The following is a 14,165-nucleotide window of genomic DNA, read 5'->3' on the forward strand; positions in this document are numbered from 1 at the left end:
TTCCGGCATGGATCGCAGCATAAAATTTGGTCTTATCATTGGTTTTATTGTGACCTTGTCCCTTATCATCGTAGTTTATATATTTAAACCGCTTTCCTCTCCACCGGTAGATACAGCAAAAGCAAAACCCACTCCAGCTGTAGCCACACCTACTGTTGAAAAAAAAGTGCTATCTACCACACCAGTTCAAGCAAATACAGTTCCGCTATCCAATCAGGCAGAATTACTTCAACAACGTGACAAACTGTATAAAGATTTTTCAGCAATGAGCGACGCATTGAGTCATGGACAGCAGCCCGATTTACGTCAGGTGAGCCAAATGTTGGAACAGCAAAAACAGCTGGTCAGAACAGGCACGGTTGCTGCGGATGAAGCTATTTCATATTGCCAGTTTTTAAGGCAGATTTTACCGGCAATGGAACGTCAGATTGACCAAAATATTATAGAGTTAGAACAGCTTAAGCGTAGTGCTATACAAAAAGTACAGTCGTGATAATCAATAACGTTAATGAACTTCTTTCATCAGCACCTTTTATTTCTTCCTATGAAGGGAAAAAAATAAAGACGATTTATCAGGTATGAAAAAATTTAATATAGTCTGAAACATTAAAATATGTTGCCTTATCTATTTCACCCAATATTAATAAATAGTGTGCTCGTCCAATCATTTTTGCAGCTCAGGTGTCAATCCTCTCAATTCTTGACAAAATTTTTCAAAGGCTTTGCTAAATAGATGATCATTTACAACTTTCGCACATTTAGCAAAGGAAAGCCCAAGACCCTACGATCCAATTTATTCTAAACTTGAGGGAACTACCAATCCCAATACATCAAGATTTTCACCTTTGATATTTTGATCTAATTACTTTCTCAGCCAATGTGCTTACAATGCATTTTTCATTCTTATTAAGTTCTAAAAATTGATTATCGAAAGCATGAAAAAAAAATGAAAACCGCCTTAACCAATCTCTTTCAAACAATCCCGACATACCTTGATTTCTTTGTCATCAATCGTGTAGTCAACTTCAGTAGCACCATGCAGGCCAAATAAACACATTAAGAATTGGAGCATAATTTTTTCCAAAAAAAAGTCCCATGCGAGGGATGCATAGGACCAAAACCAGAGAAACTACAGCGTTTCAATTTGTTGGCGCATTCTAAATATGTATTTAAAATATATGAATAGCAAAAACTACCAAAATTTATAGAAGATGAAATTTTATAAATAAAAACCAGAGTATTTTTATGCCTTAGTTTTTATACATATTCTAGAAAAAGAAAAGCCCCGACATATTAATGACAAGGCTTATATGTCGTAATACTTTCGACAAAAGATAAAAATCTTCAATAAAAAAGCCTGCTTAACTCTCCAAAATTAAACAGGCTTAATTGCGCCAATACCTTAGAATTTTTGGAGTTATTATTTGTTTTCAGTGAAATATAAGATTAAATTATTTCAGCATTGTGAAAATAAAAAAATATGATTATTAATTTAATTAATCGCATTTTTTTTGATCAGTGATTACTTCACTTCTTTCAAGCAATAACGGCATACCTTAATTTCTTTACCATCAATCGTGTATTCAATTTCAGTCGCATCATGAAGACCAAATAAACGCCTTAAGAAACAATGAAGCATTACTTTTCTCCATGCAAAAAAAAAGCCCACACATGGAAAGACGATGTGGGCTTATAAACTAAGGATCTTGAAAGACCATTCAGAAACTACAGCAGTTTCTATTGACTATTTTGTACACTATTCAAGTAACATTCAGTGGCGGAATATACCAAAAATTAAAATATTACTAATTTAATCAAAATTTTAGAAAGACTTGATGAATAATATATTAAATATTAAAAAACCCGCTTAATCTGGGGATGTGATTAAGCAAGTGAAGTCTTTGATAACCATTTTATTATTTTTATTAATGCTGTGCTCTCTTGATGTAGTCAAAAATTATCACTCCAAAGCAAATTACAAAGTATAAAAAATATGCATAAATAGTTTCTATTCGGTTACTTTTAAGTTATTTTTGATTTTTGTTAGACAATAATTATTATTAAAATCTAATCTGAGTGCCCTGATATTGCTTACACAAAAAACATTTCTCAGGGCATTAAAAACGCTCACATTGCTGTGAGCGGTTATGGTACTTCTCGTCTTTCCGAGTGTCAGTCGTTTTTCCCAGCTAGGCGATATATAACTTCGTCTAACCTGATAAAAAATTACCCGGTATTTGCTATTTAATCAATCAGTTTATTTCATAATTTTTTGATAAATATCACGTTTATTTCACAGCTGATCTGATTTTGAATTGATCACCACAGAAGTTCTATGCTTTGGTCCATAGCGACTCACAATCAGACAAACCTAACATGCATAGTCTGCTTTACTTGCTTTCGTTCTAAGTTTTTGTTTGGGTTGTCACACCCATGCAAGATTTTTACTCTAAAGCATGTTCTGCTAAGCGACACCAAAGCAGGTTTAAGCCACTACGGCTATGAGATGACGTGAACCGCACTTTCTTAGCTTAGGTCTTTTCAGGACGTAAATTCCAAAAATCTTGACGTAAATTTAACGGCATTATCGGCAAACAATAGCGATTTTAAAGATAGTGCTGTTAAGGGTAGACTTTATTCTAGACAACAAAAAAGGGTTTTAAGCTACTGATTTCGCTTAAAACCCTTATAGCACATGGCTTAGAATTTTGGTAGGGATATCCTCTACCGTAGCAACATTTAATCCAATGATTTTAAATGACTTTTGTCATAAAGAAAATTTAGTGATACAAGAAATTGAGCACTGTTCGCCTCGATATCCATGCAAGTTGAGCAACTTCATTCTGAGTTAAGTTTTTATTGAGACATGCACGTTTGAGCCTATCACCTAAGGCCTCAGCAATTGAAACAGGGAAATCATTGCGATGAAATTGCATATCTTTGATGACATTCATAAGACCTTTACAAAGATATGCGATTTCTTTTTGTTGATGCAAATTTGGCGTTACATGTGGTTTTAAGTACATTAATTTGTACATAATCAGCAAAAAGTAGCTTTAAGTGCAAAATATTGCACTTACCACACAGAGTACATACTAAATAATTTTGAAATTTTGTGGCTCCACCTAGAGCTTTAATTGCAAGCGAACCAACATTTAAACCACTTTCGATTTCCTTGCCTGATTTTTTAGCCTGACAACCTGCTTTATCTAGGCCTTCCTTGTAGTTACCGAGTTTAACTACCATATCTAATGTCAGACGAGAGGTGGCGTGATGGATATTCTAGAAATTGCAAAAAACTTTGTTGAAGACTTGGCACCGCATGTCACCAGTCAAACTGGCACAGTCAAAATACTTACAGCTGAGCAAGTATCTGCACTTTATTATATCGCTGTTTATTTTTGGATGCGGAATGATGAGCCAAATGTGAATGTGAAATTGCCTTTCGAAGTTTTGCAGAGTTTGCGGGAGATGCCATAATGGGAGTTTTTCAAATCACCGTACATGGTGAAGCACCTCAGCTATTTGTAGGCTCTGAGGTAGGCGGTGCAAAAATCGTATCGATTAAGGATGTAAGCCATAAATTAGTATCAGCTTCAGAATTGGCTCAACAATATGGCATTAGTGTTGATGCGGTCCGCGATAGATGTGCAGAGATCAATAAAGGTACTCGAGGAAAGTGTCTTTATGATCCAGAACAGGCGAACTTGATTTTAACGGCTAGGCCTGTGGCTAAACGTGGGCGCAGTAGAAAAAATTAATTATTTTTTGATAAAGGGGTAAAACATGGAAAAAAAGCCATATAGGACTGTTGGCATAGTAGCCACAATCATCGTCGCAATTATTCTGGCTTTAATTATTATACCTGCAAGCTTTACGCGCATCACTGATGCAGATGTTGGTATTCGTCAAACGTTCAGCGGTGAAATTGAAGATACCGTACTGGGGCAAGGATTACATCAAACCGTGGTCGGTGATGTAATCAAAGTATCAAAGCGAAATCTTGTACTTAATGTTGAATCTCAACCAATTGTCGTTGAAAAGATTCCAATGCAAGATTTTCAATTAAAAGTGAATTACGGGATTGTGCCATCAAATGCTGCAATCGCTTATAAGACCGAAAAAGCACAGCACATTATTACAGATGATGGTGATGTATATTTACTAGGTCAGTATGTGCAGTACGTTGCAAACTCGGCAATCAATGATGTTGTGAGCAAATATAAAGCTTTAGCTGTAAATGACAATCGAGCGGTCATAGAGACTGAAATAAAGAACAGTATTAATACTAAATTAAAAGCTCAAGGCAAAGATAAGTTTGTCAAAGTTAATGAAATTAATATTTTAAAAGTTTCACCACCTAAATCTATTTTAGACTCATCATTAGCAATTGTTAATTCTCAAAATGCTTTAAAGACAAAGCAAAATGAATTAGAAACCGCACGTGTTGAAACTGAAATCAAAAAAGTTTTAGCAGAAAATGCATCTGAAAAATATGTAGATCTACTACGTGCAGAAGCCGAAAAAACTAAAGCTGAAGCATTGCTCAAAGCTGCTGAAAAAGGAACACTGAATACTATGGTAATTGTTCCAGACAAATTCACTGGTGTAGGTCAATTAAAATAATGAAAAAGCCCTCTTATGAGGGCTTTTTTAAGCATCAATTATATCTGCAATATCTTCAACATCTGGGTTGTAGTAAGTATTCACCAAAACTTTAATATTTTTATGTCCTGTCACCTTGGCCAGAACTTCCACTGGTAATTTTTGGTTATTCACGAACCGAGTAATCGCTTCATGGCGTGTGTCATAGAAATGTATGTCGATAGCCCTACTTTCGCTTTACGGCGTTCCCACATCAACCTGAAAGCATTCTCATTCTGTGGAATCAACTTATCACCATCATGATCAATCAGATCTAAGAAAGCTAAAGCCTTTTTCGTCAGTGGCACATTACGAGCATCACCGTTTTTGGTTTTTGGCAAATGCACATGTCGGTCGTAAATTTCTGACATTTTAATGCCAAGGATTTCACCACGGCGCATCGCCGTTTCCAAGGCAAATAAAAATGCCCAGGCAACATAATGCTCTGGCAATGTTGGCACCTGCCCTTGCTGGTAACCTAAACCTTCAAGAATAAGATCAATTTCATCATCACGAATACGGCGATTACGGGCTTTAGGCTTTGCTGGTTTCTTAATACCCATCCATGGGTTTGTCTCAAGCAGGAATAGTTCCTTTACGGCGTAACTGAATACAGATGAGTAAAGTGCAATTTCACGCAGTACTGTATTAGCTCCAACATGTTTTAAGCGTTGGTTTCTCCAGGCGGTTAAATGCTTTGGTGTGATGTCATGAATAGACATATCTGCCAGTGCACCAAATTTCTCATCAAAAGGACCTAATTGTTCTTTAACGTATTTAGATCCACGAAGCTTTCGCCCATGCTCATCATAATATTTATGAAAAAGTGTTTTGAATGGGTAGTGCTGTTTTATGCCTTGGTCTTCCGCCAGCTTATTGGCCTTTGCCTCAAGTAATTTTTGCGCGGCCCATTGTTCGCATTCTTTTATGGTATCTCTGGTTGCTGAATATGTTTTTCCAGCAATCATTATTTTAATTCTATAGCTTTCACCGCGCTTGATCGGTTTGGGCATTTTCATGGTCTATAACTCTATATTCTTGGTCTAATCTTGGTCTAAATTTAACTGCATTATCGGCAAAAAATAGCGATTTTAAAGATAGTGCTGTTAAGGGTAGACTTTATTCAAGACAACAAAAAAGGGTTTTAAGCTACTGATTTCGCTTAAAACCCTTATAACATAACGTTTAGAATATTGGTAGGTATAAGCAGACTCGAACTGCTGACCTCTACGATGTCAACGTAGCGCTCTAACCAACTGAGCTATACACCTAAGTGGTGTGAATCATATTCACTTTTATTTTTTAAGACAAGTGCTTTCTATTATTTTTTAAAGTATTTGAACATGTTTTAAGCATTTTCCTAAATTGCTTTATTTGCTGATGATTTTGCATTAAAGAATAGTGCTGTTGCTGATAATATTGTGCTGTTTGAGTAAATATCTGTTGCTGATCCTGTTCTGCCCGTTCAGCCAAACGAAGCATCCAGCTATAAAAAGTTTCTGCAGGCTGCTTGCGCAAGCTGAGTTCCAATTGTTTGGAAAATTGTTGAATGGCACGCTCATAAGCTGAAACCGACCGACTGTTTCGATAAAAAATCCAGATAAAATAAACCACCACCACCAGCAGAATACTCAATAACATGATGATACTGCTGGCATAAGCATTTTTAATACCCAGCTTGGACAACCAACCTTGCTGCTTTTCGGCATCATAGCCCACCACCTTGCTTTGCCATTGATAACTCGCATAGTCACTCCAGATTCGCAGGTTTTTCATCACTGCAAACTGGCGATATCTCCATTTCTGTTCTTTATTGCCCAAAATACTGCGATCACTTTCAATATAATTTTGCATTCCCCCATCTATGCGTTGTGGTGCAATAATCGCTGTAGGATCGATTCTTTGCCATTTTCCATGCAATAAGACTTCGGTCCATGCATGTGCATCGAGCTGTCGCACCTCCCAGCTGGCTCGATCAGGAGCAAGTTGTCCACCCTGATAACCCACTACTACACGTGCAGGTATGCCGACATAACGCATAAGCAAAGCAAAACTTGAGGCATAATGTTCGCAAAAACCACGACGTGATTGAAACAGGAATTCATCTATCCGGTTTTCTCCCAGCAAGCCGGGATTCAAGGTGTAAGCAAAACCATTATTTTTATACCACTGCAAAATATTGCTGACATAGCGTTCAGGTTGCTGTCCACTCCGCTTGAACATCTCGAATGCAAACTGGAGTGATTGCTCATCTAGGCGCTCTGGAATTTTGGTATTGATCTGTTCCAGTAATCTTGTTTTATATAAAGCATTTTCTTGTGGCTGAGCTTTACCCAGCCATTGCAGTGTAATCGGCTGATTTTGCAAGATTTGTCGTACTGGCGTAATGCGACCATCCTGTTTTAATTGATAGTTCTGTTGTAATGGTCGTGATTGTTCGAGTCCCATCACCCACATCACATGAGGATTAGCCGCTAAATACTGATAGTCAAAACTGTATTTGCTGTTGTTTAGATTTTGAATTGCGACCGGTTTTTCATTGACAAAACTGCTGGTCCAGGTTTTACCATCATACTGATCTAAAACCATCGCTCGCCAATACAAATCATTGCGGCTTGGCAATTGGTTCATATCACCAATAATTCGAAACGCCAGACTGGTCGACTGTGACAACTCGGCAATATCGCCTGGTGACATGCTGTCACTCATCCCAGTGACATTTTTTTGTACCGGAATAGGAATCGCCCAAAGTGGCGGCAAACGCGGGAAAAACACAAACAGTAAAATAAAAAAAGGCAAAGCCAGAATTAGGAATTTACCCACATGTTTTGCATCACTTTGTAATGCGGTGGATTGATTTTGCAATTGTCTAAATTCGTGGATTTGTAAACGATACAGGCCTATCAGGCAGCTGAGTAAACAGAGTACCACCATCAGCACCATCCAGATCGACTGGCTATACAAGAATGAACTGGCACTGACAAACATGGCAAAATTAAACAGGATAATGACATCACGGTTATTCTTACTTTCCAAGGCCTTGGCAAATAAGAAAGTCGATAAAATGGCAACGCCAGCTTCTATACCAATAAAAGTTTGATAGTTAAAATAAATTGCAGCCAAGGCAACTAAAGTCAGGACAAAAGTCCACATTCTGGATAAAGCCTTGGACTGATCTTTTAAGCTATAAAATAAAAAAAGGATGATGAGGGCAAAAATAAGGCTCAATAGCAGCGGATTAAACACAACCTGTGCCATCAGTATCAATGACAGGGTCATCATTATCGAAGTTCTGATCTGTGTATCAATCATCATTTAAGCCTGCGCCAAAAGTTTTTTGGCCTGTAATAACTGACTGTTACCCAAGCCTACAGCCAATTCGGCTTGCGGTAAAAACACCGCATATGCACACTGCATTTGCTCACATTGTTCAATTAAACCCATCATTAGACTTAATTTTTCTTCATGCTGAGTACTCGGCATATTGTGATAATGAATTTCAATATTCAGCTGCTCATTGTGCTGCTCAAATACCTTGATATATAAACCTTGTCCGCGTGCTGCCTGCTTCCATGACACAGCCTGCAAGCTATCTCCAGCCTTGAAATTACGCAGTTCACGGAACTCGTCCATATCCGGTTCAAAACTGTGCTGATGCTGCTTATTTTCCGCATTATAAAAGGCAGCTTTGGGTGCCACCCATGAATATTCTTTTAAATAAAAATAGGTCCAGGCACGCACCAGTCCAAACGGATAAACTGAATATACCTGAATGGTTGGATAATCAAACTGCCCTCTTTTTTCAGTAAAAAAAGATAAGGTCATGTTTTGCTTCAATTCGGAAATGAAGATTTTTTCCAGATGCTGACTGGTTTTAACCCATAAATAACGCGGCTGCTTCTGCGCTTGCTGGAAATGTAATTGCAAATCCAGTTGCTGTCCTGCCTGCCCGACTTCATTGACAGAAACTTCAACCTTGAGCCCATGCAACTGCTTGAAGGTTAAATAAAAGCTGATACATAAAATGGCACTAACCAGAAAGCAGAAACCCAAAATCAGGTTATTGGCATAATTCACCCCGGCAATGAAGGTCAGCAAGATCAATACCAGATACAAGTAACCTTGCTGATAAATAAAAATCAAAATATCCTTTTGTGAGAGCTGTTTGATTTTTTTAAACTGGAAGCGTTTCGCTAGCCATTTTTGCCACGGCCGGGTCAAAGGTGTAGTCAAGTGAATCACCCTTTAGCTGATATGGACTTGCTGCATCAGCTGCAAGGTTTCTGCTTCACTTAGGCCAATACGATGCGACACCACCGCAGCAAACACTGCTTGCACATCATCTGGAGTCACATAACTACGCTGTTCAATAAAGGCATGCGCTTGAGCAGCTTTTTTCAAAGCCAATAATCCACGGGTCGATAAGCCATGCGAGCTTTTACGGGTCTCGGCAGCCAGATCCAGCAGATACTCCAGCACCCCATCGGCAATATGAACCTGTGTCACTAACTGCTGAATTGTCAAAATTTCATCTTCATTAAAGACGTGCTGCAATGTCGCAATCAAGGCATAACGGGAATCCTGCTGTAATAACAGTTTTTCTGCAGAACGCGATGGATAGCCCAGGGACAAACGCATCAAAAAACGGTCTAGCTGGGATTCGGGCAGGCTATAGGTTCCACTCTGGAACAGCGGGTTTTGGGTAGCAATGACCCAGAACGGTTGCGGCAAATCATAACGCACCCCATCTACCGTCACCAGACCTTCTTCCATGGCTTCCAGTAAAGCACTTTGCGTTTTGGGACTACAGCGGTTAATTTCATCAGCCAGCAAAATTTGGGTAAAAATTGGCCCACGCTTAAACTCAAACTGATGCTCTTTTTGATTAAACATGTTCACCCCAATCACATCACTGGCGAGCATGTCATTGGTAAACTGAATACGCTGAAACTTCAATCCGGCAATATGCGATAAAGCACTGGACAATGTGGTTTTCCCCAGACCCGGTAAATCTTCAAACAGTACATGCCCGCCAGACAGTAAACAACACAAAGCCAGTTTGGTTTGATGTTCCTTATCTAAAATAATGCGATTGATTTGAGCCAAGAATGCCTGAATTTTTGCAGCATAAGATTCCACCTGAAAATTCAGCTTTTGCTGCGCTGGCGTGAGTTCTTGTTTTTGAACTTTATTCGTACCCCAAATCACACTCTTTCCTCAATAAAAAACGGTGCATGATTAACATACACCGTTTTGTTGTTTTTCCAAAGAAATCAAAAGATTTCTGACAAACAGTTTAACAAGGGCATTTTTTCATTCCACCGCCTGCGCTTGGATAACGTGCATCCACGCAGTGACGGTAAAATGTTTTTGCATCCATCGGCACCAAGTCCGGATGATTCTTTTCCATATGCTCCAAATACGTCTGATAATCTGGCACACCGACCATCAGGCGAAAGCTTTGCTGTAGACGTTGCCAAATCAATTGAATGGTTTTAATGCCATTCAACATGAAAAACTTTTTCGGTTGAGCCAATACCGTAAACTTAATGATTTTACCCAAGGCCAGTTTTTGGCGAATTTGCTCTTTTAGACTCATTTCACCTCTCCTGCTGGAATTTCATCACTGTAAATGGCTTCAGCTTCTTGCACGCTTGGATTTGGATTAGCTAATGCACGGCGAATCACACCGACGGCAGCAAATAACATCACAACCGCCACAATCATAAAGAAACCGCACAGTACCGCATTAATCTGATTGGAGAACACAATGGTTTGCATTTCCGCAATATCTTTGGCAGGTTTTAAGATTTCTCCACGTGCAATTGCATCAGAGAAACGGTTAGCTTGTGCCAGAAAACCGATTTTTGGATTTTCATGGAAAATCTTTTGCCAGCCCGCAGTCATACAGGTAATGAACAGGAAAATGGTTGGAACAATCGTGATCCACACATATTTTTCTTTCTTCATCTTGAACAGAATGACCGTACCTAAAATCAATGCCATAGCAGCCAGCATTTGGTTACCAATACCAAACAGTGGCCATAAGCTATTGATACCGCCCAGTGGATCAACTACACCCTGGTACACGAAGAAACCCCAGCCTGCCACAGCAACTGCGGTACCCAACAAGTTACCAAAGAAATTGTGTGATTGTTTTACCGCAGGAATCACGATACCGACGGTATCCTGAACCATGAAACGGCAAGCACGTGTACCCGCATCTACCGCAGTTAAAATGAACAATGCTTCAAACAGAATCGCGAAGTGATACCAGAAGGCCATCATGGAACGGTTGTTGAAAATTTCCGTAATAATGTGCGCCATCCCAATCGCAAATGTTGGGGCACCACCGGTACGTGAAAGAATCGAACTTTCACCTACTTCCTGAGCAAGTAATGTCAATGTTTCTGGCGTTACCACAAAGCCTAAAGTACGCACCGCTTCCGCAGCACTTTCAACCGTTGTACCTAGTACTGCAGCAGGTGCATTGATGGCAAAATATACACCTGGTTCAAGAATGGTCGCGCAAATCATTGCCATAACCGCAACGAAAGATTCCATGAGCATGCCACCATAACCGATCACACGAATATCCACTTCGTTATTGACCAGTTTAGGTGTCGTACCTGAAGAAACTAGGGCATGGAAACCAGAAATGGCACCACAGGCGATGGTAATGAACAGGAACGGGAACATCGAACCAGCAAAGACAGGACCTGTACCATCAATGAAATGCGTTACAGCCGGCATTTTCATTTCAGGCAATGCCACCATAATACCCACAGCCAGACCTGCAATCACGCCAATCTTCAAGAAGGTGGATAAGTAATCACGTGGAGCAAGCAGCAACCAGACCGGTAATGCAGAAGCAATGAAACCATAGACAATCAAGCACCAGGTCAATTGTGTACCTGAAAGGGTAAACATTGGACCCCAGTACGGATCAGCTGCCACATTACCGCCATAGACAATTGCCAGCATCATCAGTACAAAACCGATAATTGAAACCTCGGCAATTTTTCCCGGACGAATATAACGCATATATACGCCCATGAACAAGGCGATTGGAATAGTGGCTGAAATGGTGAATACACCCCATGGACTGTTGGTTAGGGCTTTCACCACCACCAAGGCAAGCACAGCAAGAATAATGATCATGACGCCTAATGCACCTAGCATCACAATGATACCGGCAAAAGAGCCAAGCTCCTGCTTTGCCATTTCACCCAGTGATCGTCCATCACGGCGGGTCGAAATAAACAGGACTAAAAAATCCTGTACAGCGCCTGCAAGTACAACACCGACCAGCAACCAGATGGTTCCTGGCAGGTAGCCCATTTGTGCCGCAAGAATTGGCCCGACTAAAGGCCCGGCACCGGCAATGGCTGCAAAGTGGTGTCCAAACAAGACATATTTATTGGTCGGCACATAATCCAGACCATCTGCCAGACGGTGAGCGGGGGTTAAACGTCTGGCATTGAGTTCAAAAACTTTATTGGCAATAAATAAGCTATAGAAGCGATAAGCGATGCTATAGACACAGATGGCAGCTAAAACCAGCCAAACTGCATTGACATGCTCACCTCTGCTGATTGCAAGTATCCCTAAGGACACCGCACCTAGAACTGCCACCAGAAGCCACACTATTTTGGAAGTTATTGATAACTTCGGTTGAATCGTTTCCATGTAAAGCCCTCATATCTAATGCATAAATCAGCCTTCATTTTTTATTGTTCGGTATACTGCTGTTTTTTCCCTTGCGACTGTACTCCTCATATTTTGCTTTTCATCTAATACTTTGGCATAAAAAAAGGGATGATTTTGATCATCCCTTTCGATAATAGTCTATTTTAAAACCATTATGCACGTTCTAAATAGTCACCCGTACGAGTATCTACACGAACACTTTCTTCTTGCTGTACGAATAATGGTACACGAACAACAGCGCCAGTTTCGAGTTTAGCTGGCTTGCCGCCTCCGCCAGAAGTATCACCACGTACGCCTGGATCAGTTTCCACGATTTTCAATACGACGAAGTTAGGTGCACTTACTGTCAATGGAACGCCATTGAATAACATAATTGTACAAAGTTCGTTAGAATCGTCTTTTAACCATTTTGCAGCATCACCCATTGCAGTTTTGTCTGCAGTAATCTGTTCAAATGTTTCAGGATCCATGAAGTTCCACATTTCACCATCGTTGTACAAGTAGTTCATTTCTACTTCTACGATGTCCGCTGCTTCTAAAGAGTCACCCGATTTAAAAGTTTTTTCTAAAACTTTACCTGTTTTAAGGTTACGAAGTTTTACACGGTTGAATGCTTGACCTTTACCAGGTTTTACATATTCATTTTCCATGATTGAACATGGGTTGCCATCAAGCATTACTTTAAGGCCTTGCTTAAAGTCATTTGTAGAATAATTGGCCATGAAAGGCTCGCTCCAAACTTACTAACTTAAATCTATTAATGCTAGACTAGCATTATTTTTAACATCTGGCATGATAAACTATTTGTATCAAGAGCAAAACTGGCAATCTCAACTGAGTGACCTGATTACGGACCCTTTAGAGTTGCTTGAAACACTTCAGCTCTCGCCTGATCAATTATTATCAGGGGCAATCCTGGCTTCTGAAAAGTTTAAGTTGCGTGTTCCCCGTGCGTTCGTCGGAAAAATGAGCATTGGCGACCCGCTTGACCCTCTGCTGTTACAAGTATTACCCCATCATCTGGAACTTGAAGATCATCCTGGTTTTGTAACCGATCCTTTAGGTGAGGAACAGGCCAATCAACAGCCAGGCGTATTACATAAATATAAATCGCGTTTTTTACTCACCTTAACCGGGGCTTGTGCAGTTCATTGTCGTTACTGTTTCCGCCGCCATTTTCCTTATCAAGAAAACCTGCCAAAAAACGAAGATTGGCCAAATATTAAACAATATATTCAAAATCAACCAGATATAAACGAAGTTATTTTGAGCGGTGGTGACCCGCTTACCCTGTCAAATCGAAAACTTGCCCTGTGGATTGAACGTCTTGAGTCCATGCCGCAAATTAAATTTTTGAGAATTCATTCACGGGTTCCGATCGTAATCCCCAACCGTGTCGATGAAGAGCTGATTTCCTTATTAAAAAACAGTAGGCTGCGCATTATTCTAGTGGTACACTCAAATCATGCCGCTGAGCTGGATGAGTTTACCTGTTCCAAACTTTCAGCGTTGGTTCAACATCAAATTACCGTGCTGAATCAGGCAGTTTTATTAAAAGGGGTTAATAATTCTGCGCAGCTGTTAGTGGACTTAAGTTATCGTCTGTTTGAAACGGGCGTGATGCCATACTATTTACATGTATTAGACAAAGTAAAAGGTGCCCATCATTTTGACTTAAGGCCTGAAGAAATTAATCTGATATATAAAGAGGTTTTAGAGAACCTGCCGGGATATTTGGTTCCTAAACTCGTTAGGGAAATAGCGGGCGAAAAAAATAAAACACCGCTTTTTGGGGTTTCAACTTTTTGAGT

At 39.8% G+C, this 14,165-nt stretch carries 12 protein-coding genes, 1 tRNA gene and 1 pseudogene; 5 read left to right on the forward strand and 9 right to left on the reverse strand.

Annotated features, from left to right (window positions below; genetic code table 11):
• Positions 1-7 precede the first annotated feature (7 nt).
• Positions 8-493, forward strand: a complete 486-nt coding sequence (locus tag ABJ384_RS09300) for a hypothetical protein (RefSeq protein ID WP_349926944.1) — start codon at positions 8-10, stop codon at positions 491-493.
• A 2,468-nt stretch (positions 494-2,961) separates the two neighbouring features.
• On the opposite strand, the gene ABJ384_RS09305 is transcribed toward ABJ384_RS09300, so the two are convergent.
• The gene (locus ABJ384_RS09305) at positions 2,962-3,246 is read right to left on the reverse strand and encodes a hypothetical protein (RefSeq protein WP_349926945.1); all 285 of its coding nucleotides are present in this window, start codon (positions 3,244-3,246) and stop codon (positions 2,962-2,964) included.
• Positions 3,247-3,273: 27 nt separating this feature from the next.
• Between ABJ384_RS09305 and ABJ384_RS09310 the strand changes: the two genes are divergently transcribed.
• The 3 genes from ABJ384_RS09310 to ABJ384_RS09320 are packed head-to-tail and all read left to right on the forward strand — an operon-like array spanning position 3,274 to position 4,626.
• Entirely contained in the window at positions 3,274-3,480 is a 207-nt protein-coding gene (locus ABJ384_RS09310; protein WP_349926947.1) for a hypothetical protein, read from the forward strand.
• The gene (locus ABJ384_RS09315) at positions 3,480-3,761 is read left to right on the forward strand and encodes a hypothetical protein (protein WP_349926949.1); all 282 of its coding nucleotides are present in this window, start codon (positions 3,480-3,482) and stop codon (positions 3,759-3,761) included. Before ABJ384_RS09310 ends, ABJ384_RS09315 begins: the two co-directional genes overlap by 1 nt.
• Positions 3,762-3,786: 25 nt before the next feature.
• Entirely contained in the window at positions 3,787-4,626 is an 840-nt protein-coding gene (locus tag ABJ384_RS09320) for an SPFH domain-containing protein (RefSeq protein ID WP_349926951.1), read from the forward strand.
• Between the two features lie 27 nt (positions 4,627-4,653).
• On the opposite strand, the pseudogene ABJ384_RS09325 reads toward ABJ384_RS09320, so the two are convergent.
• The 8 genes and pseudogenes from ABJ384_RS09325 to efp all read right to left on the reverse strand — a co-directional run bounded on the left by ABJ384_RS09325 (position 4,654) and on the right by efp (position 13,076).
• Positions 4,654-5,663 (reverse strand): annotated as a pseudogene (locus ABJ384_RS09325) (site-specific integrase).
• 175 nt (positions 5,664-5,838) lie between these two features.
• Positions 5,839-5,915 (reverse strand) — tRNA-Val (locus ABJ384_RS09330).
• 31 nt (positions 5,916-5,946) lie between these two features.
• Complete coding sequence (locus ABJ384_RS09335; protein ID WP_349929731.1) at positions 5,947-7,956, reverse strand: DUF3488 and transglutaminase-like domain-containing protein; 2,010 nt, start codon at positions 7,954-7,956, stop codon at positions 5,947-5,949.
• Between the two features lie 3 nt (positions 7,957-7,959).
• Positions 7,960-8,865, reverse strand: coding sequence for a DUF58 domain-containing protein (locus ABJ384_RS09340; RefSeq protein ID WP_349929732.1), 906 nt, complete (start codon positions 8,863-8,865; stop codon positions 7,960-7,962).
• Positions 8,866-8,889: 24 nt separating this feature from the next.
• Positions 8,890-9,795 (reverse strand): MoxR family ATPase, encoded by a 906-nt coding sequence (locus ABJ384_RS09345; protein ID WP_349929733.1) that lies wholly within the window; start codon positions 9,793-9,795, stop codon positions 8,890-8,892.
• 145 nt (positions 9,796-9,940) lie between these two features.
• Positions 9,941-10,243 (reverse strand): YbdD/YjiX family protein, encoded by a 303-nt coding sequence (locus tag ABJ384_RS09350; protein WP_349926953.1) that lies wholly within the window; start codon positions 10,241-10,243, stop codon positions 9,941-9,943.
• Positions 10,240-12,333 (reverse strand): carbon starvation CstA family protein, encoded by a 2,094-nt coding sequence (locus tag ABJ384_RS09355; protein WP_349926955.1) that lies wholly within the window; start codon positions 12,331-12,333, stop codon positions 10,240-10,242. Before ABJ384_RS09355 ends, ABJ384_RS09350 begins: the two co-directional genes overlap by 4 nt.
• 173 nt (positions 12,334-12,506) lie before the next feature.
• Positions 12,507-13,076, reverse strand: a complete 570-nt coding sequence (efp, locus tag ABJ384_RS09360) for an elongation factor P (RefSeq protein ID WP_086195645.1) — start codon at positions 13,074-13,076, stop codon at positions 12,507-12,509.
• A 70-nt stretch (positions 13,077-13,146) separates the two neighbouring features.
• Here efp and epmB point away from each other — a divergent pair, with 70 nt between their 5' ends.
• Complete coding sequence (epmB, locus tag ABJ384_RS09365; RefSeq protein ID WP_349926957.1) at positions 13,147-14,163, forward strand: EF-P beta-lysylation protein EpmB; 1,017 nt, start codon at positions 13,147-13,149, stop codon at positions 14,161-14,163.
• Positions 14,164-14,165 lie beyond the last annotated feature (2 nt).

The organism is Acinetobacter sp. A1-4-2 (assembly GCF_040233925.1).
Classification (GTDB): Bacteria; Pseudomonadota; Gammaproteobacteria; order Pseudomonadales; family Moraxellaceae; genus Acinetobacter.